Genomic DNA, 26,269 nt, shown 5'->3' with positions numbered 1-26,269 from the left:
TTGCGCGCGACAGCGACGACATCGTCGCGGAACTCCCTGGGGTATGGCTTGGGCACAGAGACATCCTTCCAGCGAGGACGCGAGCCCTCACAGGTCAGGTGTCAACCAATCTCGGAGCAGTCCCGACTTTCATCTCGCCCAAGAGGATTACTTGTCGGGTGCTCTACAACTCACGGATCGGGATCAGCGCGGACAGTTCGACTAAGCAGATCCCCTGTGCGGTGTGTTCTCGACCGCGGACCACCAAGCGTTGCAGGTGATCTGGAGAGTTCGGCGTTCAGCTGCCGACCGCCACTGTTGGCTATCATGTGACTGCTATGGGTGACTGATCGGGTGGGAGCCGCCCGGGCTCGACGACGGGGCGTTCATGATCGAACTGGCGGGTGTCGGGCTGGACTTCGGGGCCACGCGGGCGTTGGACGGGGTCGACTTGGCGGTGGCCGCCGGGGACGTTGTGGCGGTGACCGGGCCGTCCGGGTGTGGTAAGTCGACGTTGCTGCACGTGCTGGCCGGGCTGCTGCGCCCGGATCGGGGCGAGGTGGTGGTGGGTGGGACCGACCTGGTGTCGGCCAACGACCGGGTTCGGACGCGGTGGCGGTTGGCGAACTGCGGGTTCGTCTTCCAGCTCGGCGACCTCGTGCCCGAGTTGACCCTGCTCGACAACGTCGCCCTGCCGCTCGACGGCCTGCGCGCCAAGAACGCGCGGGACCGGGCCAGGGACACTCTCGGCGAGTTGGGCATCGCCGAGCTCGCCGACCGCTTCCCCGACCAGGTGTCCGGCGGTCAGGCCCAGCGGACCGCGATCGCCAGGGCGCTGGTGCACGACCCGCCGCTGGTCCTCGCCGACGAGCCGACCGGCTCCCTCGACCAGGACTCCGGCTCCAAGGTCCTCGACCTGCTGCTGCGGGCCGTGGCCGACCGCGGTGCCACCGTTGTGCTGGCCACGCACGAGCGCGGGCTGGCCGCCGCCGCGCACCGCGAAGTCCGCATGCTCGACGGTCGGGTGGTGGTCTGATGCGCGATCTCCGGTTGGGTTGGCGGATGGCGGTCGCCGCGGGGAGCCGGTCGTGGTTGCGGTTGGCGTTGGGTGCCGTCGCCGGTCTGGTCGCCGCTCTGCTGCTGGCCTCCGCTGTGGCCGCGTACTCGGCGATCGGCGTTGCCGCGCAACGGGAAGAGGACCGCAAGCCGATCGCCGACCTCACCGGGGCGTCGACGCTGCTCATGGGGGAGCGCCAGTCGTCGTACCGGGGGGAGGATGTGGCGGTGGTGCCGGTGGTGGCAACGCCCGGTTCCCCCGTGCCGCCCGGGATCGCCTCGTGGCCGCCGCCGGGGTCCATCGCGGTGTCACCCGGGATGGCGGACGCCCTCGCCGACCCGGTGCTGCGGGCCGAGTTCCCGCAGCCGGTTGCCGCCGTCGTCGGTCCGGAAGGGGTGACGGGTCCCGGGGAACTGCGCGTCTACACCGTGGTGGACCGTTTTCCCGGCGTCGAGCGGTCGCTCGAGCCGGTCGCCGGGTTCGGCACCAAGGCGCCCCCGGGGACCACGGTGCGGTTCAACACCGACAAGGACTGGGCAGACCTGCTGACCCCGTCGCGGATCCTCGTCCTGCTGGCGCTGCTGTACATCCTGCTGCCGCTGGCAGTCGTCATCGCTACCGCTACCCGGCTGTCCGCGGCCACGCGCGACCGGAAGCTGGCTGCGCTGCGGGTGATCGGCTTCAGCGCCCGGCGCTGTCAGGTGATCAATGCCGTGGAGACAGTCGTCGCCGCCGGGACGGGTGCGCTGCTCGGACTGGTCCTGTTCGCGATGCTGCGCGGTGTCCGCGACCAGTGGTGGATCGGGCCGGTCGGCGCCTACGCGGACGACCTGACGCTCGGCGTGGCACCCCTGCTCGCTGTCGCGGTGGGGGTCCCCCTGTACGCGGTGCTGGTCTCCGCCATCGCGATCGGTCCCGTCGTGCGCGACCCTTTCCGCCCTGTCCGCCGCAGCCCGGTCCGGCCGAGCGCGCTGCGCCTGGTGCCGTTGGGCCTCGGGATCGCCGGGCTCGTCGCCGGGCAGGTGCTGGGTCCGGTCGACCCGGGTCTCGGTGAGCAGGCAGCGTGGCTGCTGCTGCCGACAGCGCTGGGTGCCGTGCTCACCCTGGTCGGCCTGCTGACCAGCCTGCCGCTGCTGCTTCGCCTGCTCGGCACCCGCATGGCTCGCACCAGCTCGCTCCCGGTGCGGCTCGGTGGAGCCGCGCTGCGCCGCGACCCGGTGGCGGGCACCCGGGTCCTGGCCGGAGTCCTCGCCGGGCTGTGCGCGGCAGGCGCGGGCATGGTGCTCAGCGCCGCCACCGCGGCAGCGGGCGCCGTGCCGCAGTCGTTCAGCGGCACCGTCATCGCGGTGGAGATCGCCCAGCCCCTGCCCCCGTCGGTGCTCGGCGAACTCGCGGCCGTCGACGGCGTCAGCGGCGTCGGGCAGTTCGCGGTGTTGGACGGTACGACCCTGGTCGCCGACTGCGCTTCCCTGCGGGCGATCTACACCGGCGCTGAGTCCTGTGTGGATGGAAAGCGGTACGTGTTCCCCACCCCGGGGGCCGCAGGCGTCGAGTTGCCGCTCGTGCAGCGCTCGACGACCACGGTCACCGCCTACACCGACGTGGTGACGCCGGCCGCGCTCGTCCCAGCGGAGATACCGCCGCTCACCACCACCGTCCTCGTCGATGCCGGTGTGCCCGCGGCGGACCGGGTGCGCGCGGTCCTGGGTGCCCGAGCCCCCGCTGCGAACGCGGCCGCTCCGATCATCGTCCGGGAGGCGATGGACACCGCCACCCTGGGGCCGGTGGTGACCGCCCTCGCCATCACGACCCTGAGCCTGGGCGCCATCGCCCTGGCGATCACCACCACCGACGACGTCCTGCGCCGCCGACGCGAGCAGTCCCGGCTGCGGGTGGTCGGACTCGGCCCGGGCACCCTGCGCGGGACGGCTTTGGTCCGCCTGTGGACACCGACGCTGGCAGGCGGTCTGCTGACCACCGTCGTCGCCACCGTCGTCAGCGCCACGCTCCTGCGTGCCCTCGGCAAGCCGCTCGCACCCGCGTTGACGACCGTCGCCCCGCTGCTGGGCGCGACGGTGCTGTTGTGCGCGCTGCTGGCGGTCCCGGTGGCCACAGCCGCGGTCCCGCCGCTGACCGCACGCACCCTGCGCCGCGAATGACCTGAGAAGAGCCGACTGCAAGGACACGATCGCCGCATATCGAGCTGCCGCCAAGTCCCCCGTCGGGAGCTTGCGTGCCCGGCTCCGGTCAGGCGTCGTAGGCGAGGTCGGGGCGGAGCCGGCGCTCGTGCATGCGTTGGACGACCTCCGCCGCCGCTTGGGCGCCACTCACGAGGAGCGTTGGCTGCCAGAAGGGCCCAGCAGGGATTTTCGGATCGCCCGCGCTGTCACGGCATTCGTGCGTTGTCCACCCCGGCCAACAGGGCATCCGGGTCTGGTACCCGGTATGTGGGCAGACGGGTGTCGCACCACCGCGGGTCGAACGCCACACCCCAGCCGAGGCTCAGGGCCGCGCGGTGCCCGGGCACTGGGAGGGTGACCTGGTGATCGGCGAGGCAGGCAAGACCGCGGTGGCGACCCTGGTCGAACGGACCAGCCGCTTCCTCGTCCTGGTGCCGCTGACCGGGCGGGACTCGCTGACCGTCAGCGAGGCGATCATCGCCGCCGTCGGCCCGCTCCCCGCCACGCTGAAACAGTCCCTGACCTGGGACCGCGGATCGGAGATGGCCCTGCACAAGGACGTGACCGCGACCGGATCGCCGGTGTACTTCGCACACCCGCACTCCCCGTGGGAGCGCGGCGGCGACGGGAACCTCAACTGAGTCGTCCGCGAGTTCCCGCCCAAGGGCGCCACCATCCCCAGCGACCCCCGCTACCTAGCCGCCATCGCCGCCGAGATCAACGACCGACCCCGTAAGATCCACCACTGGAAGAAACCCAGTGAAGTATTCACCGAACTCCTCACCTCAGATGCTTCCACCGTCTGAATTCGCCGACCGGCCCATGTTCGGTAGAAGATCGCGAACCTCGTCGAGAAGTCGATCTCCGAAGACGGCCGCCACTCCCAGAGCGAGGACGAGCGGTAACACGGTGCTGGACGTACGTGTCGCCCTCTACCCTCCTGGCTATTGCAGCCAGTCTGGCTACAGCCGCCACGGTGTGCGCGACAATCCGGTCTGGTTCACCCGTTGAGCCGACCGGGACAGCGCGGCGAACGCCCGCGCCTGCTTACGCGTCGTAGGCGAGGTTGGGGCGGAGCCAGCGCTCCACTTCGGACAGGGGCATGTCGCGTCGCTTGGCGTAGTCGGTTACCTGGTCTCGGCCGATTCGGCCCACCGTGAAGTAGCGGGAGTCCGGGTGGGCGAAGATCAGGCCGCTGACGCTGGCCGCCGGGGTCATCGCGAAGGAGGTGGTCAGGGCCATTCCCAGGTCTTGTGCGCCCAGCATGTCGAACAGGTCCTGCTTCTCGCTGTGGTCCGGGCTCGCGGGGTAGCCCAGGGCCGGGCGGATGCCGCGGAAGCGCTCCGCGTGCAGGTCCTCGAGGGCCGGGTCGGCGTCCGGTTCGAACCACTCGCGGCGGGCGCGCAGGTGGATCCACTCGGCGAAGGCCTCGGCGAGGCGGTCGGCCACCGCCTTGACCATGATGGACTTGTAGTCGTCCTGCTCGGCCTCGAACTCCGCGGCCAGTTCCTCGGCGCCGTGCACCGACACCGCGAAGCCGCCCAGGTAGTCGTTCTCCGGGGCGATGTAGTCCGCGAGGCAGCGGTTGGCGCGGCCCTCGGGCTTCTGGGTCTGCTGGCGCAGCATCGGGAGCGGGCGCCCGTCCACGATGATGTCGTCGCCCTCGGCGACCGCGGGCCAGAACCCGTACGCCCCGCGCAGCCGCAGGCGGGAGCCGATGTCGTCGAGCATGGTGTTGGCGTCGTCGAAGAGCTCGCGGGCCACCGGCTGGTCGAGGATGGCCGGGTACTTGCCCTTGAGCTCCCAGGCCAGGAACAGGAACTGCCAGTCGATCATCGCGCGGATCTCGGCCAGCTCCGGGGTGACCACCCGCACCCCGGTGAACTCGGGCGTGGGCAGCCCGTCGAACGAGACCACCTCCCGGTTCGCGCGGGCCTCCTCGACGCTCAGCAGCGGCTGGGAGCGGCGGTTCTCGTGCGCCACCCGCAGCGCCGCCTGGTCGTCGCGGGTGCGTTCGGCCAGGGCGTCGGCGCGGTCGGGGTCGAGCAGGTCGGCCACCACGCCGACCACGCGGGACGCGTCGAGCACGTGCACCGTCGTGGCGTCGTAGGCCGGGGCGATGCGGACCGCGGTGTGCTGCTTGGACGTGGTCGCGCCGCCGATGAGGACCGGCAGCTTCAAGCCGCGGCGCTGCATCTCGCCCGCCACCGTCACCATCTCGTCGAGCGACGGGGTGATCAGCCCGGACAGTCCCACCACGTCGGCGCCCTCGGCCACGGCGGTGTCCAGGATGACCGAGGCGGGCACCATCACGCCCAGGTCGATCACCTCGTAGTTGTTGCAGCCGAGCACGACCCCGACGATGTTCTTGCCGATGTCGTGCACGTCGCCCTTGACCGTGGCCAGCACGACCTTGCCCTGCCCGCGCTGCGCCGACTCGCGGCCCTCCAGTCGCGCCTGCTCCTTCTCCGCCTCCATGAACGGCTCCAGGTAGGCAACCGACCGCTTCATCACCCGGGCGCTCTTGACCACCTGCGGCAGGAACATCTTGCCTGAGCCGAACAGGTCGCCGACGATCTTCATGCCGTCCATCAGCGGGCCCTCGATGACCTGCAGCGGCCGGGCCAGCCCCTGCCGGGCCTCCTCGGTGTCGGCCTCGATGAAGTCGACGATCCCGTGCACCAGCGCGTAGGAGAGCCGCTCGGCCACCGGCGCGTCCCGCCACGCCAGGTCGACCACGCGCTTGGTCCGCGACCCCTTGACCGTCTCGGCGTACTCCACCAGCCGGTCGGTGGCGTCCTCGCGCCGGTCGAACAGCACGTCCTCGACCAGTTCCAGCAGATCGGCGGGGATGTCCTGGTAGACGGCGAGCTGGCCCGCGTTGACGATGCCCATGTCCAGTCCGGCGCGGACCGCGTGCAGCAGGAACGCCGAGTGCATGGCCTCGCGCACGGTGTCGTTGCCGCGGAAGGAGAACGACAGGTTCGAGATGCCGCCGCTGGTGCGCGCGCCCGGGCAGCGCTGCTTGATCAGCGGCAGCGCGTCGATGAACGCCTTGGCGTACCCGTTGTGCTCGCTGATGCCGGTGGCCACTGCGAGCACGTTGGGGTCGAACACGATGTCCTCGGCCGGGAACCCGACCCGCTGGGTGAGCAGGTCGTAGGCGCGCGCGCAGATGTCGACCTTGCGCTCGGTGGTGTCGGCCTGGCCCTTCTCGTCGAAGGCCATCACCACCACGCCCGCGCCGTAGTCGCGGATCGTGCGGGCCTGGGCCAGGAACGGCTCCTCGCCCTCCTTGAGGCTGATCGAGTTGACCACGCCCTTGCCCTGCACGCACTTGAGCCCGGCCTCCAGCACGCTCCACCGCGAGCTGTCGACCATGATCGGGATCCGGGCCACCTCGGGCTCGGTGGCGATCAGGTTCAGGAAGGTGGTCATCGCCACCTCGCTGTCGAGCAGGTCGGCGTCCATGTTCACGTCCAGCAGGTTCGCCCCGCCGCGCACCTGCTCCAGCGCGACGTCGACCGCCGCCTGGTGGTTGTCGCCCTCGATCAGCCTGCGGAACTTCGCCGAGCCGGTGACGTTGGTGCGCTCGCCGATCATCACGAAGCCGGTGTCCGGGCCGATCTCGAACGGCTCCAGCCCGCTGAACCGGGTGCTCGGCTTCGCCGGGGGCACCACCCGCGGCGGGAGGCCGCGCGCGGCGTCGGCGATGCGGGCGATGTGCGCGGGCGTGGTGCCGCAGCAGCCGCCGACGATGTTGACCATGCCCTCGCTGGCGAACCCGTGCAGCAGCGCGCCGGTCTCGTCCGGGGTCTGGTCGTAGCCGCCGAAGGCGTTCGGCAGGCCCGCGTTGGGGTGGCTGGCGGTGTAGGTGTCGGCGAGCCGGGACAGCTCGGCAACGTGCGGGCGCATCTCCTCGGCGCCGAGCGCGCAGTTGACCCCGACGACCAGGGGCCGCGCGTGCTCGACCGAGCGCCAGAACGCCTCGACGGTCTGCCCGGAGAGCGTGCGGCCGCTCAGGTCGACGATCGTCACCGAGATCCACAGCGGCAGCTCGGGCGCGACCTCCCGGGCGGCGGCGATGGCGGCCTTGCAGTTGAGCGTGTCGAAGATCGTCTCGATCAGCAGCAGGTCGACCCCGCCCTCGGCCAGGGCCGCGATCTGCTCGGCGTAGGTGGCCTTGACCTGGTCGAAGGTGACCGTCCGGTAGGCCGGGTCCTCCACCCGGGGGGAGAGCGAGAGGGTGACGTTGAGCGGGCCGATCGAGCCCGCGACGAACCGGCCGCCCGCCTCGTCGGCGGCCTGGCGGGCGAGCTGGGCGCCGCGCAGGCTCATCTCCGCGGCGACGTCCTCGAGGCCGTAGTCGGCCTGGGCGATGCTGGTGGCGGTGAAGGTGTTCGTGGTGGTGATGTCCGCGCCCGCGGCCAGGTACTGCCGGTGCACGTCCAGGACCAGGTCCGGGCGGGTGATGTTGAGCAGGTCCGGGTCGCCGGTGACGTCGCGCGGGTGCTCGGTGAACCGGTCGCCGCGGTAGTCGGCGGGGGTGAGCGAGGCGCCCTGCAGCATCGTGCCCCAAGCGCCGTCGAGCACCGCGATCCGCTCGTCGAGCAGCCTGCGCAGGTCCTGGGTCCGAGCTGACACACATGCCTCCGTTTGACCGGAGGCGCCCTTGCGGTGGTGGCTCGGGACCGAGCGTGGCGGACCGCACGGTCCGTCGCAGCGCCTCTCGGTTCCGCCGTAAAGACTACCGGAGATCCACATGGTGCCGTCGCGATCCCACGATGCTGGACGTCGACCGGGGTGACCTGCGGTGCTGGAGCGCGGGTCAATTGGCGTGCCAGGCAAGCGTTTCTGTGTGATCCTGCGCCCCGCGAGCCGAGCTGAGGAGCCACATGGACCTTCCCCGTATCTTCACCATCCGCGAGAGCAGCCACCGCATCCACAACGCCATCGACGCCACCAAACTGGCGACCCTCGGACGGGTGATCGGGCTCGCTCCGGGGACCCGGGTGCTCGACCTGGCCAGCGGGTCGGGGGAACTGCTGGCGACCTGGGCCCGCGACCACGGCATCACTGGGCTCGGGGTCGACCTGAGCACGGTGTTCGTGGCGGGCGCACGGGCCAGGGCAGCGGAGCTGGGGGTCGCCGACCAGGTGGAGTTCCGACACGGCGACGCCGCCGGGTTCGTCACCGAGACCCCGGTGGACGTGGCGTGCTGCATCGGCGCCACCTGGATCGGTGACGGCTTGGCGGGCACCATCGAGCTACTCGAACGCTCCCTGCGACCGGGCGGCATGATCCTGGTCGGCGAGCCCTACTGGCGCCTCGACCCACCCGACCAGGCCACCATCGAGGCCTGCCACGCCACCACCCGCGACGACTGGCTATCGCTGCCCGACCTGGTGGCCCGGTTCGGCGAACTGGGCTGGGACCTGGTCGAGATGGTCCTGGCCGACCAGGACACCTGGGACCGCTACGTAGCCCCCCAATGGCTGAACCTCCGCCGCTGGCTGGACGCCAACCCCGACGACGAACTCGCCGAACAGGTCCGCACCGAACTGACCGAGGGCCCACTCCGCTACGTCCGCTACACCCGCGACCACCTCGGCTGGGGCCTCTTCGCCCTGCTCCGAAGGTGAACGCGGCGGCTTGGGTGGTTCGGGGAGCAACGGGGTAACGGAGAGTGACCGAGGGGAGCGGAAGGAGGTGGGGGAGAGGGCGGGAGGCAGGGCAAGGTAAAGGGAGGGGAAAGGAAAGAGGGGATCGGCAAGGGGAAGGTAGAGGGAAATGGGGAGGCAATGAGGGGGAGAAGAAAGAAAGGAGAGATAGGGCGAGGGCAATGAAGGGAGGGATGGAAAAAAGATACGGGGAGGGAAAGAGGAGAAGAGGGGGTGGGCAAACCTGAGACGGGCAAAGCAGGCAGGCAGGGCCGGGCAGGCAGGGCAAGGTAGGGCCGGGCAGGCAGGACAGGCAGGCCGGGCCAGGCAAGACAGGACAGGGCAAGGCAGGCAGGGCAAGGCAGGTGGGGCAAGGCGGGCAGGGCAAGGCAGGCAGGGCAGGGGCAGGCAGGGCAGGGGCAGGCAGGGCAGGTGGGGCAAGGCGGGCAGGGCAGGGCAAGGCAGGTGGGGAGGGGGAGGAAGGGGGAGGCTGGGGCCAAGGGGGAAGGCATGGAGATCAAGGGCAGGGAGGTGAGGGCATGGCGAGGCAGGGCTAGGCGAAGCAGGCGAGGCAAGAAGAGCGGGGCAGGCAGGGCGGGGCAGGAAAGTCGTAAGAGAGAAGGAATGGAAGGTGTCGAATTGCGGCCGAGTCCGACCCGTCAACCGCAGCGGAGAGGCCAACCCCGCTGGTTCCGGCGGCCCCGCTACGGATGCTCGATCTAGTGGACTCGCTTCGTGTGGGGGGAGAGCACCGCTAAACTCGACCTGTAGTGGGGATGCCCTTCACCCCACGCTTTTCCCCCACCGCGGTGCTCTAGGGGCCCCACGCGAAGCGAGTTCACTAGATCGAGCCCACGCTTGTAACCCGGGCAACGAAGACGGCAACACAGAGGCGAGCGACCACCTACAGCCAGTCCTTGCGCTTGAACATCAAGTACAGCCCACCCGACAGCAGCACGATCGTCGCGGAGGACATCCAGAACCCCCACGGCTCCTGCGACCCCGGATACGGCACGTTCTGCCCGTAGAACCCGGTGATCGCCGTGGGGATCGCGATGATCGCGGCCCACCCGGTCACCTTCTTCATGATCAGGTTGAGTCGGTTGGACTGGATGTTCAGCTGCGTCTCCCGCAACGCGATCACGTGTTCGCGCAGGGAGTCGGTCCATTCCGCCGCGTGAATGGCGTGGTCGCGGACGTCGGCGTAGTACGGGTCGAGTTCGCCGTCGACCAGGGTCTTGTCGCGTGGTAGTTCGGAGAGCACTTCGCGCATCGGCAGTACGGCCCTGCGGAGGGCGCCCAGGCTGTGCCGCAGTCGGACGGCGTGGCGCTGCAGCTCGCGGATGTCCGGGCGCTCTTCGAAAACGACGTCGTCGAGGCTCTCGATCCGCTCGTCCAGTGCCGCGGCGGCCACCAGGTGGCTGTCGACGACGATGTCGAGCAGCGCGTGCAGCAGGACGCCGACCCGGTCGCCGTTGAGCGGGGACTCGTCCCAGCGCCGGGCGACGGCCGCCATGTCGAACCCGTCGTGCACGGTGACCAGGGCACGGTCGGTGACGAAGACCGAGACCTCCTGGTTGGTGAGGGCGCCCTCGTCGTCGACGGACACGCCGTAGACGGTGAGGAACAGGTGGGTCTTGTAGCGGTCGAGCTTCGGCCGCTGCCTGCGCTGCCGCGCGTCCTCCAGGGCCAGCTCGTGCAGGCCCAGCTCGTCGCCGATGGTAGCCAGTGCCCCGTCGTCGCTGTGCCCGATGTCCACCCAGGCCACGCTGTCCGGCACGGCCAGCCGCTCGCCGAGCTCGGTGAGCGGGAAGTCCTTCTCGACCAGCTCGGCGCCCCGGTAGAGGCGGGTGTGGGTCACGCCGACCGTCGCAAGAGGACGGTGTACAGGGTCAGCCCGGGCCCGAACGCCATGGCGACGACCAGTTCCCCCGGGTCCACCGTCATCTCGCGCAGCACCAGCAGCACGGTAGACGACGAGCAGTTCCCGTGGTCGGCCAGCACCGCCCGCGACGCCGACAGCGCGTCGGCGGGCAGGTCCAGCTCGGCCTCGACGGTGTCCAGGATGCGCGGCCCACCCGGGTGCACCGCCCAGCCCGCCACGTCCTCGACGCCCGCCTCGTGCCGGGCCAGCATCTTCTCCACCACCGGCCGCACGGCCGCCGACAGCGCGTCGGGCACCCGCGCGGACAGCCCCATCCGGAAGCCGTGGTCGGTGATTCGCCAGGTCATCAGCGCGCTGGTGTCGGTGTCGGTGTGCGCGGCGACGTCTAGCACCTCCCAACCCGGTCCGGACGGCTGCACGACGACCGCCGCCGCGGCGTCGCTGAACAGCGCGTGCGCGACGATCTGCTCCGGGTCGAGGTCGGCGGGCTGCACGTGCAGCGAGGTCAGCTCGACGCAGACCAGCGCGGCGGGCAGACCGCGCGCGGTGGCGAAGTCGCTGACCGTGCCCAGCCCGGGCAGCGCGGCGTAGCAGCCCATGTGCCCGATCACCAGGCGTTGCGTGTCGGCGGGCAGTCGCAGCGTGTCGGCGAGGCCGATGTCCAGGCCGGGGGTGCCGTACCCGGTGCACGAGACCACGGCCAGCAGGCCGAGGTCACCGGGGGAAAGGCCCGCGTCCGCGCACGCTGTAGTCAGCGCCGCCAATGCCAGTGGCGGCGCCTCCTCGGCGAAGCGCGTCATCCGCTCGCCGGTGGACCACGTGGACAGGTCCTCGGTCGACGGGTCGACCACGGTGTGCCGGGTGCGCACGCCCGCGCCCGCGAAGATCCGCCGGGCGAGCCCGCTGCCGCTGAAGTGGTCCCGGAAGTACCCCTCCCAGAGCGCGTCCTGGGTCATTGACCGGGGCATCGCCGCACCGATCCCGGTCATAACCGCCATCAGGTCTCCTTCATGCCGGTGCCCTGGAACAGCACGGCGGTCGTCGGGACGGGCACCATCCGCACGGCGGGCCTGCGCCCGAGCGCCCACCCGGCCAGGTCGAGCATTGACGGCCGGATACCCCGCAGCCGCACGGTCACACCCCGCCGTGCGCATTCGCGGACCAGCGCCGCCCGATTCACCAGCAGGTCGGCCTCGTGCACACCCCGCGGGACACCGGGCAGCCGCTCGGCCACGGTGATCGCCAGGAACCGGCTCAGCGCGGTGTCGGCGAGGGTGTCGAGCACCAGCAGCCCACCGGGGCGCAGCAGCCCACAGGCTTGCTCGACGGCCTTCGCGAGGTCCGGCACGTGCTCCAGGATCTCCCCGGCCACCACCACATCCGCACACCCCGGCCGCAACGGCACGGCCAGCACGTCGCCCCGCACGGCGTGGACGCCGTGCCGCTTGGCCAGGGCCGGGCCACTGCGCGAGAGGTCGACGCCGACGTGCAGGTATCCCTTGCCCGCCAGGTGCGGGGCCAGCACGCCGCCGCCGCAGCCGAGATCTACCAGCACCGCGCCCGGCCGAGCCGCGGGCGGGATCAAGCGGGCCCGGGCCGCCGCCAGCCAGTGCAGCATCGCGAACGCTCCGCGTGGTCGCCACCACTCCGCGGCGAGATCGTCGTAGAGCGCCACGTCGGTCATGGTGCTGAGGCTGGCACAACGCCGCGCCCGGCGCTCGATCATGTGGGTGGCCCTGGTCCGTGCTCCCTGGCTGGACGCGCGCGGCCGGTGACCTGATCACGGGGCGCACGCTGCTGGCTCGGCTCGCCCTCGACGCGGGGCGGGTCGTGCCGACCGCCGCGATGATCGATGGGCTCTGGGGTGAGGATCCGCCAGCCGACACCACGAACGCCTTGCGATCGCTGGTGTCGCTGCTGCGCCCGAAGGCCGACGGTTTGGTCGGGTCGCGCCCGACCGGGCATCGGTTGTTGGCGAGCCAGGGCGACGCTGACGCGCACCGGCTCGAGCAGTTGACCGGCGCTTGTGGAGGCAGTCCTCGTGCCTGGTCCGATCTCGGCCGGGAGACCACGGCCCCGCTCAGCCACGTGGCGGCTCTCGCCACCGCGATTCGCAGCCTGACCAGCGGCGATGTCGAGTTCATCGGTCGATCGGGGACCGGTCGGCTCGGGCGTTGGCCAGCGAGCGTCGGGGGGTGGTCAAGCCCCGGTCCGGTCGGCGGTCGGCGGGCAGGCAGGAGGTTGAGGAATCGCATGGGATGAGAGTGGAGGATCGCGGAAAAACTCGCGTCGAGTTGTCCACAGGGGCTTGACAGGCGGTTGCGGTTGCGCTGTGGCCGAAGCCGGTGCGGGCGCCGTGCGGCAAGCAGGTCACCGTGCGGCACGGCCTTGAGGAGCCGTTGGCGCAACTGGGCGCTGAGCGGCTCCGGCCGCCGCCTGTCCCGTGGGCACGTGCCCGAGGTCCTACGCTGGGCGCGGTGCATCCCCTGCTGCGTGCTTCGCACCCCGAGCCCGCTGTCGCCGTGACCCTGGCCGCCGCAGCGCTGGCCGCCGGGCTCGGCCAGACCACGTGGGGCGTGCTCGCGGTCGTCGGTGCTGTGCTGGCAGGCCAGTTGTCCGTCGGCTGGCTCAATGACCTGGTCGACGCGGGCCGGGACGCCGCTGTCGGCCGGACGGACAAGCCAGTGGCCATCGGGGCGGTCAGTGCCACGACCATCCGCACGGCGGTGATCATCGCGGCGGTGGCGACCGTCGGTTTGTCGTTGGCCTCGGGTGTCCCGGCCGGACTGGCACACATCGTCGCGGTCGGCTCCGCCTGGGCCTACGACCTGCGGCTCAAGGCGACAGCGTTCTCGATCGCCCCCTACGCCGTGTCCTTCGGACTGCTCACCGCGTTCGTCACCTTGGGCCTGCCCGACCCGTACTTACCGCCGTGGTGGCTGGTCGCCACCGCCGCGCTGTTGGGCTCGGCCGCGCATTTCGCCAACACGCTCCCCGACCTCGAGGACGACAACGCCACCGGCGTGCGCGGCCTCCCGCACCGGATGGGCGCGCAGGCGTCCCGGGTCGCCGCCGCGCTGCTCGTCCTGGCAGCCTCGGCGACCCTGGTCGCTGGCCTGCCCCGACCCGTCCTGGGCCTGATCGGCCTGGGCGTGGCCGTCCTGGTGACAGCTGTGGGACTGGTACTGGGCAGACGTCCGGGCTCCCGCGCGGCGTTCAACGCCATGCTGGTGGTCGCCGTCCTCGACGCCGCAGTGCTCGTGGCGGCCAACGCCTGACCCGCCCGGGTGACACCGCCGCAGGTCCACCCGTTCAGGGCCTTGCCGCCCGATCGCGCGACCGGGCAGTCCCACAGCGTGGCCCAGGCCCGGCTCGGCCCCGGCCGCCACCACCCACAGGGGGCTGACCTGCGGTTTCCCGTGTGCGAGTTCCGCGATGTCCTTGCCGAGTCACACACAGTGCCGACTAGTCACGCGGTGTCCCGGGCTGCTAGCTGTTGGACTACACCGACCAGAGAGGACACCTCCGTGAGAAGCCTCCTGCCCCGCGCGGTGGCCGTCGCTGTCGCCGTCCTGCTGGCCTTCACCGGCACAGCCACCGCCGACACCACGACCCCCACCGACCGACTGGCCAACCTCACCGAGCGCCTGGCCGCGAACCCCGACGCAGCCACCGCGACCGAGGTGCTCGCACAACTCGCTCCAGTCCTCGACGAGGCCCGCGAGGTCACCACCAGCCAAGACACCCTGCACCTGCTGGCCAACACCGAGGCACTCGCCCGCGCAGCCGCAGGCCAACCAGTGATCGTCGTGGTGGGCTACGTGCAGGACCTTTTGCAGCTCCTCGCAGGTGTACTCCACTTGGGAACTCCCCCATTGCCGCAACTACCGCTCATCCCGCTGCCCTTCCCGTTCCCGTTCATCCCGCTACCGCTACCCGCGTAGCAGAAGGTCTTACGCCGCCGCCGCTGCCTGACCCCGCGCGGCCGTGGCCCCCAGAGGCCCGCGACCCCGATGCTCCCGGTCGACTCGCGGGCCCGTGCCCCGCTCCCGGACCCCCGGTCCAGGAGCGGGGCTTCTTATGTGCCAAGGGAAAGAGCGGGAGACAGGGTGCGCGGGGGAGGGGACAAGAGCAGGGAAGGAAGAGAGCAGGGGGAGGCAAACGGGGGAGGAAAGGGAAGGCAGGGGAGAAGGAGAGGACGGAGGGGAGGGGCAGAGCGGGGGAATGGGGGAAGGGGAAGTGCAGGAGAGCAGGGAGAGAGGCGAAGGACAGGGGAGAGGCGGGCGGGTAGAGGGACGAGGGAGAGGGGCAGCGCGGAGGGCTGGGGAGAACGAGAGGGCTGGGGAGAACCAGAGGGCGGGGGGCGAGGGGAAGGGGAGAAGAGAGCCAGAGAGAAGGGAAGGCAGGGGAAGAAGCGATAGAGGAGAGGGTGAGCGCAGGGCAGAGGAGAGAGCCGAGAGGGAACAGACATAGGGAGTAGGGACAGCAGGGAGACGGGTGCCCCACGAACCGCAGCGGATAGGCCGACCACGCTGGAACGCAACACCCGCTACGGATGCTCGATCTAGTGGACTCGCTTCGTGTGGGGGGAGAGCACCGCTAAACTTGCCGTGTGGTGGGGATGCCCTTCACCCCACGCTTTTTCCCCACCGCGGTGCTCTAGGGGCCCCACACGAAGCGAGTTCACTAGATCGAGCCCACGCTTGTAACCCGGGCAACACAGGGCGCAAAGGCCCAAGCGAGCAACCACGATGAGCCCCGAACAGCTCACAACGCGCGCTTGCGCCAACTGGTTTTCCGTACCGCCGTGTTGAACGCCCGAGTGCTCGGCTCGATCTGCGCCAGGTACTCCCGCAGCGCCTCCGGCCGTGCCCTCGTGTCAGGCGTCGGGCGCGGGCCGGCGATCAGCCAGTTCAGGCCGCTGACCGTGTTCGCCACCTTCCGCCACCAGCCGTTGATCTCGTCGGTGATCTGCGTTTCGGTCTTCATCGCCTCGCGCAACCGCTTGTCTGCCTTGCTGATCTCGTCGACCAGGTCCACCGCTCGCCTGCGTTCGTGCTCGGAGTAGCGGTGGGCGGCCCGGTGGGCGGTGTCCAGGAGTTCCTTGTACTGGGCGACCGGGTCGGTCATCGCTGCTCCAGGGCCGTCGTGGTGTCGAACGGGATCAGGACCTCCGGCTTGCTGTGCGTCGACCGGTCGAAGAACACCGCCCGGTGCGGCCTCGGCGACCAGGTGACCACCTGGCCCGCCGCGAAGGCGTTGAGTTCGGCTCCCTGGACGTCGAGGGCCACCCAGGCGCCGATGTCGTCCATCCCGTTGAAGCCCAGGGTGTCCTTGAGCCTGCTGACACCGCGCCACCAGCCGAAGGTGTGCACTCCGCTTGCGGGGCCGTTCTTCAGCAGGGACCGTAACTTCTCCAGTCCGCCCGTCCCGAGCGCGGGCAGCGCCGCGTCCACCGCGTAGAAGAACACGAATCGCGACTTGCTCTCGGGCTTCTCGGCGGGCAAGTCGACGACCCTGTCGCCGAGCAGCACCTCGACCCCGAAACCCGTGTCCTCAATGGCTTTCGCGAGTTTGCCGACGCGCTTATTGTGCTCGCTGACCGCGCACAGCAGCACGAACTCGACCGAACCCCGGTCGTGCTCGTGGGCGCGCGCCAGGGACAGCGCCGCACTGTCCATAATGGACAGGGCGTCCTCGGTGGCCGTGCCCAGCACCGCCAGGTTGCGCCCGGGGGCCGCCTCGACCCGCAGGACCGCCGAGCGGTCGTCCACGTCGATAACCTGGCCCAGCAACGGGCCGGTGCGCCCGAGGTAGGCTGCCGCCCTGGCCAGTTCCGGCTGGTGCGCACCGTCGAAGAGCCGGGGCGCGGCCGATTCCAGCGCCGCCCACAGCTGCCGCTGCATCGCGTCGAAGGTGCCCCGGCTCGATGAGTCCGGGATGTGCGCGATCTCGTTGCCGTGCGGCACACCGGATTCGTGGTTGATGACCGCGTGCCAGCGCGGCAGGCTCACCGCGGCGTTGTTGTCCTGGGCGAGGACGCGTTTCGCCTTGGGCATCGCGATGCGCAGGGTGCACTGGTCGTACACCGCGGGCTTGCCCCAGAACGCCTCGATCCCGGCGATGTCCTGGCTGGCCAGCACCAGGTGGATGCCCTGCGACCGACCCCGCCGGGCGACGTCCTCGAGCAGGGTCGCCGCCTGCTGGGTGATCTGGTCGCGGCCGGTGAACAGCGCCTGGAACTCGTCGATCACCGCCACGATCCGCGGCCACCGCCCGTCCGGGTCGGCGTCGCGCAGCTCGGCGAGCTTGGTGACCTCCTCCCGCTTCGCCGCCTCCGCCCGCCTGGCCAGCTCCTGGGCCAGGAAGCGCAGCAGCGCCAACCCGAACTCGCGGTCGGTGTTGACGTTCACGCCGACCAGCCGGGCCTGCGGCAGCCAGCTCGGGTCCTTGCGGCCGGGGGTGAGCCCGGCGAAGGACACGCCCTCCTTGAAGTCGAGCAGGTAGAGCTCCAGCTCGTCGGGCCCGTACCGGGCGGCGAGTCCGCCGAGCATGGCGTAGAGCAGGTTGGTCTTGCCGGTCCCGCTCGGCCCGGCCACCAGCGCGTGCGGGGTGGCGTCGCCGAGCACCACCTCGATCGGGTCACCCTCGGCGAACCCGATCGTGGTGCGCAGCTCGTCGCGCGAGCTCTCCTGGCCCAGCACCGGCGGCAGCAGGTCCACAAAGGACCGGGGCCTGCCGCGCCTGGTGAGGGTGTCGTCGCGGATCACCGCGGCGGCCCGGCTCACGGCCGCGGGCGGCAGCGGCGGGTCGGCCCGCACCAGCACGCCGGGCCCGGTCATGCTGGAGGTGGCGACCTCGGCGTCGGTGAAGGTCACCGTCTCCACGGCGCTGGTCGTGGACACCGGCATGTCCACCAGCACCAGGTGCACCCCCGCCTCCGGACCGGTGCGCGCGACCCGGTTGAGCTCGCGGTACTGCTCGTCGGGCAGCCGCTCGCCGTTGCCGAAGAGCACCGCCACCCGCCACGGCTCCACCCGCCGCCCGGCCACGCGCGAGGCCGCGGTGGGCAGCACGCCGCCGGAGCGCAGCGAGTTCGTGTGCACCTTGCGGATGTGGCCCGCCAGGTGCGCCAGCAGGTCGTCGAGCCGGGTCGGGTCGTGCACCACCAGCAGGCCCGCCGCGGTGAGCGGGTGCAGGTTGGGCAGCGGGCCGGTGAGGTGGCCGATGTCCCACAGGTGCAGCCGGACCAGCCCGGGGGTGAACGTGCTGAGCAGCCGCAGCAGCAGGGTCTCCACCATGGAGTCCACCGCGGGCCGGGCACCCAGCGCCGAGTTGAGCCGCAGGTTGGCCCGGTCCAGGAACGGCACCGCCAGCGGGAACCCGTCCTCCGGCGAGGCGTGCTCGACCTGCGCGGTGCCCAGCCGCCACAGGCTCGGCGCGCTCGCGCCCGGGTCGGTGCCCAGCCTGCCCAGCCAGTGCTCCCACGGTGCCCCCGGCGGACCCGCGGTCTCGGCGGTCGCCAGCGCGCGGACCGCGCCGAGGCCGTCGCGGCGCCACTCCTCGTAGCCCGCGTCGCGCTCCGCGCAGATCCGCGCCCACACCGCGGCCAGCGCCGGGTCGCCCTCGACGGCCGCGCGGACGTCGGCGTCCCGGGTCGCCCGGGCCAGGCCCAGCTTCTGCACGGTCTGCTCGAACTCCAGCGCCCGCTTGGCCGTCTCGGCCCGCTCCCGTGCCCCGCTCGCCGCGCCCAGGGCCAGGTTCAGCACCGCGCGCAGCTCGTCGAGCGCGGTCGCCGCGCGCCGTCGGCGCTCACCCTTGCCCAGCATCCACGGCCCCATCAGGTAGTAGTCGGGTCATCGGCCTGCGCGGCCACGTGGCCGGCCCGCGGCGTGGCGGGTCGGCGTCCGGGCCGGTCGTCAAAGGCGGGCCGCGCAACCCTCGGCGGAGGTCATGCTCGCGCGCAGGGTGCCCTGGGCGGCGTCGAGGCCGTGCTGGGCGTCGGCGAGCAGGTCGAGCGCCTCGGCCAGCCCGGGGTGCCCGCCCCCGGTGAGCAACGCCGCGCGCGCGTCGTCGATCTCCAGCGACGCGTGCACGATGGCGGCCACCGCCGCCTGGGACTTCTCGGTCGCCACCGCGATCCCGGCACGGATCTGCTCTACGCCCGCCATACCTGGACAGGTTACTGCCGATGATCTCTCCCGGCCGAACCGGGTTCGGCCCGCTACTCCGATCGTGTCCGGGCCCGCGGATGGGAAGTGCTATGGGGATTTGTGATCTCTCCGCCCTGGTCAAACGCGGTTTACCTTCGGTTCACCCGCCAGCGCAGGCCCGTCGACGGCCTGCCCCCGGCCGCGGCGGCCCGACCGGCGGCCGCACCGGAGGCGGGCCCGTCCCCACGCCCTGCCCGACGAGGAGTTCCCGCATGCCCAGAAACCGCCTGTCCCCGGCGATCGCGCTGGTGGTGACGACCACTGTCGCGGGTGCGCTGGCCGCTGCGGCACCGGCGATCGCCGCGCCACCACCAGCGGCCGACCCGCAGGTCCTCGCCGCGATGACCCGTGACCTGGGTGTGGCCGAACCGGGCGCCCGGTTGGCCGCCGAGCGGGTCGCCGCCAAGACCGACCGGGTGCTGCGCGCGACCCTCGGGTCCCGTCTGGGCGGCAGTTGGTTCGACGGCGAAACCCTGGTCGTCGGGGTCACCGACACCCGGGCCGCGGCGACCGCGCGGGCCCTGGGCGCCGAGCCCAAGTTGGTCGCCCGCAGCGAGACCGCGCTCGTCGCGGCGAAGAACAGGCTCGACGCCGGCGCGGCCGCCGCGCCGTCGTCGGTGCCCGGCTGGCACACCGACCCGGTCACCAACACGGTCGTGGTCAAGTACGCCCCCGGTACCCAGGCCGAGGCCCGCGCCTGGGTAGCCGCCAGCGGCGTCGGCGCGGGCCCGGTGCGCTTCGTGGAGACCACCGAGCGTGCCCGCCCGACGATCGATGTCGTCGGCGGCAACCGCTACTGGACCAGCAAGTACGGCTGCTCGGTCGGGTTCGCGGTGCAGGGTGGCTTCATCACCGCCGGGCACTGCGGCAAGGTCGGCGAGACCACCACCCAGCCGGGCGGCCGGTTCGAGGGCTCCAGCTTCCCGGTCGACGACATGGCCTTCGTCCGCACCGACGCGGGCAACACCCTCGTCCCGGCGGTGACCAACGGCAGCACCCGGGTCGCGGTCACCGGCGCGCAGGAGGCGCCGGTCGGCTCGTCGATCTGCCGCTCCGGCGGCACCACCGGCTGGCACTGCGGCACCATCACCTCGCGCAACGCCACCGTCGACTACGGCTCGCAGATCGGAAAGGTCTACGAGGCGCTGGAGACCACGGCGTGCGCCGAACCCGGCGACTCCGGCGGTTCCGCGATCTCCGGCAGCCAGGCCCAGGGCGTGACCTCGGGGACCTCCGGGGACTGCAAGGGCGGCCCGTCGACCACCTACGCGCAGCCGATCGCCGAGATCCTGCGCACGTACAACCTCACCCTGCTGACCTCCGGCGGCGGACCCGGCGACCCGCCCACCGGCTGCGGCACTGCCGCGACCGGGACCGTGTCCACCGGCGGCACGTCCGTCCAGCCGCCCGCGGGCTCGTTCCAGGCGGCAGCGGGCGCGCACAAGGCGTGCCTGACCGGCCCGGCGGGGACCGACTTCGACCTGTACCTGCAGCGCTCCAGCGGCGGCCAGTGGACCACGGTCGCCTCCGGCACCGGCCCGACCTCGACTGAGACGGTCACCTACAACGGCACCGCGGGCACCTACCGCTGGCAGATCCGCTCCTACAGCGGATCCGGCCAGTACCGGCTGGAGGTGACCAAGCCCTAACCGATCACCGCGCAAGGGGCCCGCACGGGTGCGGGCCCCTTCCGCGCGTGCGCCGAACGGGGGTACCGTCGCGAGATCGCCGGGGGCTTGGCGTCCGCCCGGCGGGGAGGCGGAGGACCCCGTGGAGCTGGAAGTACGCCACCTGCGCGCGCTGACCGCGATCGACGAGACCGGCAGCCTGACCCAGGCGGCCAAGCGGTTGGGCATGTCCCAGCCCGCACTGTCGGGGCTGCTGCAGCGCATCGAGCGAACCCTCGGCGGCAGACTCTTCTTCCGCGCCGAATACGGCTGCCTCCCAACGCCGCTGGGCTCCGAGGTGCTCACCGAGGCCCGCGTGGTCCTGGGCGGCATGTCCGCCATCGCCGACCGCGTGGACGAGTGGTCCCGACGCGGCCTCCCCTCAGACCCCCTCCGCGTGGGCGGCTACTGCGGCTTCCTGCACGTGATCACCAGCAAGTGGCTCCGCGACCAGCCGTGGTGCAGCGGGGTGAGCCTGCAGGAGGACATGGACGAGCGCGTCAGCGTGGACAAGGTCGGCATCGGCGCCCTCGACCTGGCCATCGTCTACCGACCACCGCTCGCCGGGATGACTGTCCCCCCGGGCGTGCAGAGCGTTCTGGTCCACCCCGCCGAACCCGTGTTCGTGGCGATGGCCCACGACCACCCCATCGTCCGCCCCGGACCGATCCCGCTGGCCGACATCGCCGAGCACCCCTGGGTGGACGAACCGCCGGGCACCAACCGTTGGTCCACCTACGTGGCGCAGGTGTGCCAGCAGCACGGGGTCGTACTGGAACAGCCGCACAGCACCCAGTGCCTGGCGACGTTGCTGGAACTGGTGTCCGCCCAGCTCGCCATCGGCCCCGCCCTGGCCACCAGCCGCGACAGGCCGGGCAGCATCGTGGTGCGCGCCATCGAGGGCATGCCCCTGTGGCAGGAGGTCCGGCTGTTCTTCCGACCGAACACGGTGGTGGCGGCCCACATCGAAGAGATCCACGCGTATGTGCTGAACAGCTACGCAGAGCGCCAAGGCTGCAGCCCCGCCTACGACGCTTGGTGGCGTGAACGCGGGCGAGAGCTGCTGACCGCCAGCTGAGCGAGGGGAAGAGGGGAAGAGGGGAAGAGGGGAAGAGAATCCACCTACCCTCCAGACCGCAGCGAAACCCCCAACCCCGCTGGTGCCGCAGCCGAAGGCCAGGCCCGCAGATTCCGCCCCAACCCCGACCACCAACCAAAGGAGAGCAGCAGAGAAAGGCCGCTCCGCCGCCGCCGCAGCCGAAGGCCAAGCCCGCAAGTTTCCCACCCCACCCCACCCCACCCCCCGCCCAACCGCAGCGGAGAGGCCGAGCCCGCTGGTACCGGCGGCCCCGCTACGGATGCTCGATCTAGTGGACTCGCTTCGTGTGGGGGGAGAGCACCGCTGAACTTGACCAGGTGGTGGGGATGCCCTTCACCCCACGCTTTTCCCCCACCGCGGTGCTCTAGGGGCCCCGCACGAAGTGAGTTCACTAGATCGAGCCCTGCTCGAAACCCGGGGCAACGAAGACGGCAACCTCACGACGCACGCCCTAGATCGAGCCCACGCTCCGAACCCCGGGCAACCGAGGCAGCGGAGCCCAGCCCAACCAACTGCAGCCCAACCACGCAGCAGCCCAGCAAACCCTGTCGAACCCTGACAGCATCTCCAGGTTGAATGACCACCATGGACCTAGCCGTCACCCCAGACCCGCCCTACTACGCCGTGATCTTCTCCTCCCTGCTCTCCCCACACGACCAGGGCTACGCCGAGGCCGCCACCCGGATGATGGACCTGGTCCAGTCCTCGCCCGGCTTCCTCGCTGTCGACTCCGCCCGCGGCGACGACCGCCTGGGCATCACCGTCGCCTACTTCCGTGACGAGGAGTCCATCCGCGCCTGGCGGGACCACGTCGAGCACACCACGACCCGTGAGCGTGGTCGCGCCCAGTGGTACGACGCCTACGAGCTGCGCGTCGCCAAGGTCGAGCGCGCCTACGGCTTCCGCCGCGCACCGGCCGACATCCGCCCCTGAGCATGGGAGTCCCACATGCCGGCGCCGCGCGGGCGGCCCGGCATACTGCCTGCGACGGCGTCGTAGGGCGGGGAGTGTGATGGGGCGAGAGCGCTGGGTGGCGGTCGCGCGGGATGTCGCGCGGCGGTTGGCCGTCGACGCCGTTGAGCGGGAGGCCAAGGCGGCCGAGCCGGTGGTCGAGGTCGCGTTGTTGCGGGACAGCGGGTTGTTGCCGCTGATGATCCCCGCCGAGCGGGGCGGTCACGGCGAGGACTGGACCACCGCGCACGCCGTGCTCGCCCAGGTCGCCGCCGCCGACGCGTCCGTCGGGCACCTGCTGGGCTACCACTACCTGCACGTGTGGCGCTCCCGCCTGTTCGACCGGCCCGAGCTCGCCGAGCGGATCGACCGGGAGACCACGGCGAACGGCTACTTCTGGGCTGGGGTGGCGAACCCGCGCGACGACGCCCTCGTTCTGTCCGATGTGGACGGCCGCTTCGAGGTTCGCGGCCGCAAGTTCTTCGCCACCGGTGCCAGTGTCGCCGACCGGCTCGTGGTCAGTGCTCTGCACGAGTCCACCGGGCGCAAGCTCACCTTCGTGCTCGACGCCAACGCCCCCGGTGTGCGCTACCTCGGCGACTGGGACAACCTCGGGCAGCGGCTCTCGGCCAGCGGTGGGGTGGAGTTCGCCGGTGTCCGCGTCGACCGCGACGACGTCCTCGGCGCCCAGCCCGCTCCCGGCGCCCCTGGCGTGCACCGCGATTCCCTTGCCGCGCTTGGGTTCCAGCTCGTGCTCAGCCGCGTCTTGGTCGCCACCGGCCGGGGCGCGCTCGACGAGGCCGCCCGCTACACCCGCGAGACCACGCGCGCCTGGCCCGCCTCCGGTGTCGAGCGCGCCGTCGACGATCCCCACACCACCGCGGGCTACGGGACGCTCATCGCCCGGCTCGACGCCGCCGACCTGCTCGTCGACGCGGCCGTCGCGGCCTACGACGACGCCGAAGCGCGTGGCCCCGACCTGACCGCCCAGGAGCGTGGCGCGACCGCGTTGCGGATCTCCGCCGCCAAGGTCGTCGCCTCGGAGTTGGCCACCGAGATCGGCAGCCGGGTGTTCGAGCTGACCGGCGCCCGCGCCACCGCCGCCCGGCACGGCCTGGACCGCTTCTGGCGCAACGCCCGCACCCTCACCCTGCACGACCCGGCCGTCTACAAGGCGACCGAGCTGGGCAGGCACCTGCTCACCGGCGAGCTGCCCCCGGCCACCGGGTACAGCTGATGCCCACGCTCGCGCACAGCGTCCGGCTCACCGACGACGCCGTCGTCATCCTGGACCGGCGCCGCTTCCCGTTCGAGCGGGTCTGGGTCCGCTGCACCACCGCCGAGGACGTCGCGGTCGCCATCGAGGACATGGTCACCCAGTCGTCCGGGCCGTACTTCGCCGCGCTCTTCGGCATGGTCCTGGCCGCCCGCGAAGCCCGCCACCTCGCACCCGCGGACGCCCGGGAGGCGCTCGGCAGGGCGGGAGAGCGGCTGATCGCGAGCCGTGCGACCAACAACGCCATTGGCAAGGCGGTGGCCGTGGTGCTCGCCGAGGTGGACAAGAGCCCGGGGGAGGACCTCGTCGACGCGGCCACAAGAGGCGCCTGGATAGGCGACGAGCGCTACCGAGCCAAGAGCCGCGCCCTCGGCGAGCACACGGTCAAGCTGCTGCCCGACAACGCGCGTGTGCTCACCCACTGCTGGGCAGACACCTACCTGATCGCGACCGTCGAGGCCGCCGCCCACCTGGGCAAGCGCCTTTCATTCGTCTGCACCGAGACCCGCCCGTACCTGCAGGGCGCCCGGCTCACCGCGGAGACGCTGGCCGAGATGGACGTGGACACCACCCTGATCACCGACGGCATGGGCGCCTCGGTGCTGTCCCAGGGGATGGTCGACGTCCTGCTCACCGCCGCCGACCGGGTCACGATGGACGGACACGTGGTCAACAAGGTCGGCACCCTCGGCCTGGCGGTGGCCGCGCACGCGTTCGGCGTCCCGTTCCTGGCCCAGGTCCAGGCCCCCGACCCGGCCGCGCGCACGGCCGCGGCGGTGCCCATCGAGCACCGTCCCGGCACCGAGGTGCTGCACACCCTGGGCGTGCGCACGGCCAGCGACAAGGTGCGCGGGCACTACCCGGCGTTCGACATCACCCCGCCGCGCTTCGTCACCACCATCGTCACCGACCGGGGCCCGTTCGCCCCGGACGCGGTGGCCGACTACCACGCGAGAGAGGAACCGTGACCGACACCCTGCACGCCCAGTGGGTCGTCCTGGACATCGAGGGCACGCTGATGCCCACGGCCGGGGTCCACGTCGTGCTCTACGACTACGCCCGGCCCCGGCTGGGTCCGTGGATCGACGCCCACCCGGACGACCCGACCGTCGCCTCGGCGGTGGCCCGGGTCAAGGCCGAGGCGGGGCTGCCCGCCGACGCGGGCACAGCGGCGGTGGTCGAGGTCCTGCACGCCTGGATGACCGCCGACCGCAAGGCCGCGCCGCTCAAGGAGCTGCAGGGCCTGATCTGGCAGGACGGCTACGCGCGCGGCGAGCTGGTCTCGGAGTACTTCCCGGACGTGGTGCCCGCCCTGCGTGCCTGGGTGGCCGCCGGGCTGCGGCTGGCAGTGTTCTCCTCCGGCTCGGTCGCCGGCCAGGTGGCGTCCTTCTCCACCACCACCGAGGGTGACCTGACCACGCTGTTCCGCCACCACTTCGACACCGTCAACGCCGGTCCCAAGCGCGAGTCGGCCTCCTACGCCGCCATCGCCGAGGGCCTGGGCGGCCCGACACCGGGGCGGATCGTGTTCCTCTCCGACGTGCCCGCCGAGCTCGACGCCGCCGCCGAGGCAGGCTGGAAGACCGTCGGCCTGGCCCGCGACGGCGAGCCCTACGCCACCGCCGACTTCGGCGAACACCTGGTGGCCAAGTCCCTCGACGAGTTCCGCGTCGTCCCCGACGAGGAACCGTGAGCGCGCCCGACGAGGTGCGCGCCGCGGGTCGTGCGCTCGCCGCGGAGTCCGCCCGCTACGCCGCCCTCGGCTGGATGCGCGGCACCTCCGGCAACCTCTCGGTCACCCTCGGCCGCGACCCGCTGCGCCTGGCGGTCACCGCCAGTGGCCTGGACAAGGGCGAGCTGACCGAGGCCGACGTCGTCGTGGTCGACGAGCGCGGCGACGCGCTGCCCGGCCAGCCGCTGCCGCCCTCGGCCGAGGCAGGGCTGCACGCCAGGATCGCCGCCGTCGCGGGCGCGGGCGCGGTGGTCCACCTGCACGTGCTCGCCCCGGTGGTCGCCGCCGAGCGCTGGCCGGGCGGGATCGAGCTGCGCGACCTGGAGATGCTCAAGGGCTTCGGCCGCGCCGCGCACGACGACCTGGTGACCATCCCGGTCGTGCCGAACTCCCAGGACATGCGCGTGCTCGGCGACGCGTTCGAGACGGGCTTCGACCCGGCCACGCCTGCCCTGGTGGTGGCCCGGCACGGGGTGTATGTGTGGGGCGAGGACCTGTCCGCCGCGCGGCACCGGGCCGAGTGCCTGGAGTGGTTGCTGCGCTTCAAGACCGCGACGGAGTGAGGAACCC

General features: G+C 71.7%; 19 protein-coding genes and 1 pseudogene. 13 read left to right on the top strand and 7 right to left on the bottom strand.

Annotation, left to right across the window (positions count from 1 at the left end):
* Positions 1-367 precede the first annotated feature (367 nt).
* From QSK30_RS27300 to QSK30_RS37190, 3 genes and pseudogenes are all read left to right on the top strand, one after another.
* Complete coding sequence (locus QSK30_RS27300; RefSeq protein ID WP_285507076.1) at positions 368-1,015, top strand: ABC transporter ATP-binding protein; 648 nt, start codon at positions 368-370, stop codon at positions 1,013-1,015.
* Complete coding sequence (locus QSK30_RS27295; protein ID WP_285507075.1) at positions 1,015-3,195, top strand: FtsX-like permease family protein; 2,181 nt, start codon at positions 1,015-1,017, stop codon at positions 3,193-3,195. Before QSK30_RS27300 ends, QSK30_RS27295 begins: the two co-directional genes overlap by 1 nt.
* Before the next feature lie 329 nt (positions 3,196-3,524).
* Positions 3,525-4,022, top strand: a pseudogene (locus QSK30_RS37190) (IS30 family transposase); the annotation flags it as partial.
* A 241-nt stretch (positions 4,023-4,263) separates the two neighbouring features.
* Here the strand turns inward: QSK30_RS37190 and metH are convergent.
* A complete protein-coding gene (gene metH, locus QSK30_RS27285) occupies positions 4,264-7,860 on the bottom strand; it encodes a methionine synthase (RefSeq protein WP_285507071.1) in 3,597 nt (1,198 codons plus the stop codon).
* A 251-nt stretch (positions 7,861-8,111) separates the two neighbouring features.
* On the opposite strand from metH, the gene QSK30_RS27280 reads away from it, so the two are divergent.
* The gene (locus QSK30_RS27280) at positions 8,112-8,858 is read left to right on the top strand and encodes an SAM-dependent methyltransferase (RefSeq protein WP_285507069.1); all 747 of its coding nucleotides are present in this window, start codon (positions 8,112-8,114) and stop codon (positions 8,856-8,858) included.
* Between the two features lie 922 nt (positions 8,859-9,780).
* Here QSK30_RS27280 and QSK30_RS27275 read toward each other — a convergent pair.
* The 3 genes from QSK30_RS27275 to QSK30_RS27265 are packed head-to-tail and all read right to left on the bottom strand — an operon-like array spanning position 9,781 to position 12,445.
* Positions 9,781-10,737: a magnesium transporter CorA family protein gene (locus QSK30_RS27275; RefSeq protein ID WP_285507067.1), complete on the bottom strand. Its 957-nt coding sequence runs from the start codon at positions 10,735-10,737 to the stop codon at positions 9,781-9,783.
* Positions 10,734-11,759 carry a type III polyketide synthase gene (locus tag QSK30_RS27270; protein WP_285507065.1) on the bottom strand — a complete coding sequence of 342 codons (1,026 nt, stop codon included), beginning with the start codon at positions 11,757-11,759 and terminating at the stop codon, positions 10,734-10,736. Before QSK30_RS27270 ends, QSK30_RS27275 begins: the two co-directional genes overlap by 4 nt.
* On the bottom strand, positions 11,759-12,445 hold the full coding sequence (locus tag QSK30_RS27265; RefSeq protein WP_285507063.1) for a methyltransferase domain-containing protein: 687 nt from the start codon (positions 12,443-12,445) through the stop codon (positions 11,759-11,761). Before QSK30_RS27265 ends, QSK30_RS27270 begins: the two co-directional genes overlap by 1 nt.
* Before the next feature lie 793 nt (positions 12,446-13,238).
* Between QSK30_RS27265 and QSK30_RS27260 the strand changes: the two genes are divergently transcribed.
* Both QSK30_RS27260 and QSK30_RS27255 read left to right on the top strand, forming a co-directional pair.
* On the top strand, positions 13,239-14,039 hold the full coding sequence (locus QSK30_RS27260) for a UbiA family prenyltransferase (protein WP_285507061.1): 801 nt from the start codon (positions 13,239-13,241) through the stop codon (positions 14,037-14,039).
* A 249-nt stretch (positions 14,040-14,288) separates the two neighbouring features.
* Complete coding sequence (locus QSK30_RS27255) at positions 14,289-14,705, top strand: hypothetical protein (RefSeq protein WP_285507060.1); 417 nt, start codon at positions 14,289-14,291, stop codon at positions 14,703-14,705.
* An 823-nt stretch (positions 14,706-15,528) separates the two neighbouring features.
* Here QSK30_RS27255 and QSK30_RS27250 read toward each other — a convergent pair.
* The 3 genes from QSK30_RS27250 to QSK30_RS27240 form a co-directional block, all read right to left on the bottom strand.
* On the bottom strand, positions 15,529-15,891 hold the full coding sequence (locus QSK30_RS27250) for a hypothetical protein (protein ID WP_285507059.1): 363 nt from the start codon (positions 15,889-15,891) through the stop codon (positions 15,529-15,531).
* Entirely contained in the window at positions 15,888-18,590 is a 2,703-nt protein-coding gene (locus tag QSK30_RS27245; RefSeq protein ID WP_285507058.1) for an FtsK/SpoIIIE domain-containing protein, read from the bottom strand. Before QSK30_RS27245 ends, QSK30_RS27250 begins: the two co-directional genes overlap by 4 nt.
* Before the next feature lie 90 nt (positions 18,591-18,680).
* Positions 18,681-18,932, bottom strand: coding sequence for a hypothetical protein (locus QSK30_RS27240; RefSeq protein ID WP_285507057.1), 252 nt, complete (start codon positions 18,930-18,932; stop codon positions 18,681-18,683).
* A 254-nt stretch (positions 18,933-19,186) separates the two neighbouring features.
* Between QSK30_RS27240 and QSK30_RS27235 the strand changes: the two genes are divergently transcribed.
* From QSK30_RS27235 to mtnB, 7 genes are all read left to right on the top strand, one after another.
* Positions 19,187-20,623, top strand: a complete 1,437-nt coding sequence (locus tag QSK30_RS27235) for a S1 family peptidase (RefSeq protein WP_285507056.1) — start codon at positions 19,187-19,189, stop codon at positions 20,621-20,623.
* A 121-nt stretch (positions 20,624-20,744) separates the two neighbouring features.
* Complete coding sequence (locus tag QSK30_RS27230) at positions 20,745-21,719, top strand: LysR family transcriptional regulator (protein WP_285507055.1); 975 nt, start codon at positions 20,745-20,747, stop codon at positions 21,717-21,719.
* A 597-nt stretch (positions 21,720-22,316) separates the two neighbouring features.
* Positions 22,317-22,673: an antibiotic biosynthesis monooxygenase family protein gene (locus QSK30_RS27225; RefSeq protein ID WP_285507054.1), complete on the top strand. Its 357-nt coding sequence runs from the start codon at positions 22,317-22,319 to the stop codon at positions 22,671-22,673.
* A 79-nt stretch (positions 22,674-22,752) separates the two neighbouring features.
* Positions 22,753-23,928 (top strand): acyl-CoA dehydrogenase family protein, encoded by a 1,176-nt coding sequence (locus QSK30_RS27220; protein ID WP_285507052.1) that lies wholly within the window; start codon positions 22,753-22,755, stop codon positions 23,926-23,928.
* Complete coding sequence (locus tag QSK30_RS27215; protein WP_285507051.1) at positions 23,928-24,935, top strand: s-methyl-5-thioribose-1-phosphate isomerase; 1,008 nt, start codon at positions 23,928-23,930, stop codon at positions 24,933-24,935. The genes QSK30_RS27220 and QSK30_RS27215 overlap by 1 nt, the downstream gene beginning before the upstream one ends.
* Positions 24,932-25,660, top strand: a complete 729-nt coding sequence (gene mtnC, locus QSK30_RS27210; protein WP_285507049.1) for an acireductone synthase — start codon at positions 24,932-24,934, stop codon at positions 25,658-25,660. Before QSK30_RS27215 ends, mtnC begins: the two co-directional genes overlap by 4 nt.
* Positions 25,657-26,262: a methylthioribulose 1-phosphate dehydratase gene (gene mtnB, locus QSK30_RS27205; RefSeq protein ID WP_285507047.1), complete on the top strand. Its 606-nt coding sequence runs from the start codon at positions 25,657-25,659 to the stop codon at positions 26,260-26,262. The genes mtnC and mtnB overlap by 4 nt, the downstream gene beginning before the upstream one ends.
* The last annotated feature ends 7 nt before the right edge of the window (positions 26,263-26,269 follow it).

Origin of the sequence: Actinokineospora sp. NBRC 105648 (assembly GCF_030269645.1) — a bacterium.
Classification (GTDB): Bacteria; Actinomycetota; Actinomycetes; order Mycobacteriales; family Pseudonocardiaceae; genus Actinokineospora.
Note: the sequence above shows the minus strand (reverse complement) of the source record. Positions and strands in the feature narration are given on the sequence as shown.

Coding starts and splice junctions, on each gene's coding strand:
- QSK30_RS27300 (WP_285507076.1), top strand. CDS start 368: ATGATCGAACTGGCGGGTGTCGGGCTGGACTTCGGGGCCACGCGGGCG.
- QSK30_RS27295 (WP_285507075.1), top strand. CDS start 1,015: ATGCGCGATCTCCGGTTGGGTTGGCGGATGGCGGTCGCCGCGGGGAGC.
- QSK30_RS27280 (WP_285507069.1), top strand. CDS start 8,112: ATGGACCTTCCCCGTATCTTCACCATCCGCGAGAGCAGCCACCGCATC.
- QSK30_RS27270 (WP_285507065.1), bottom strand. CDS start 11,759: ATGGCGGTTATGACCGGGATCGGTGCGGCGATGCCCCGGTCAATGACC.
- QSK30_RS27265 (WP_285507063.1), bottom strand. CDS start 12,445: ATGACCGACGTGGCGCTCTACGACGATCTCGCCGCGGAGTGGTGGCGA.
- QSK30_RS27250 (WP_285507059.1), bottom strand. CDS start 15,891: ATGACCGACCCGGTCGCCCAGTACAAGGAACTCCTGGACACCGCCCAC.
- QSK30_RS27245 (WP_285507058.1), bottom strand. CDS start 18,590: ATGCTGGGCAAGGGTGAGCGCCGACGGCGCGCGGCGACCGCGCTCGAC.
- QSK30_RS27240 (WP_285507057.1), bottom strand. CDS start 18,932: ATGGCGGGCGTAGAGCAGATCCGTGCCGGGATCGCGGTGGCGACCGAG.
- QSK30_RS27235 (WP_285507056.1), top strand. CDS start 19,187: ATGCCCAGAAACCGCCTGTCCCCGGCGATCGCGCTGGTGGTGACGACC.
- QSK30_RS27225 (WP_285507054.1), top strand. CDS start 22,317: ATGACCACCATGGACCTAGCCGTCACCCCAGACCCGCCCTACTACGCC.
- QSK30_RS27220 (WP_285507052.1), top strand. CDS start 22,753: ATGGGGCGAGAGCGCTGGGTGGCGGTCGCGCGGGATGTCGCGCGGCGG.
- QSK30_RS27215 (WP_285507051.1), top strand. CDS start 23,928: ATGCCCACGCTCGCGCACAGCGTCCGGCTCACCGACGACGCCGTCGTC.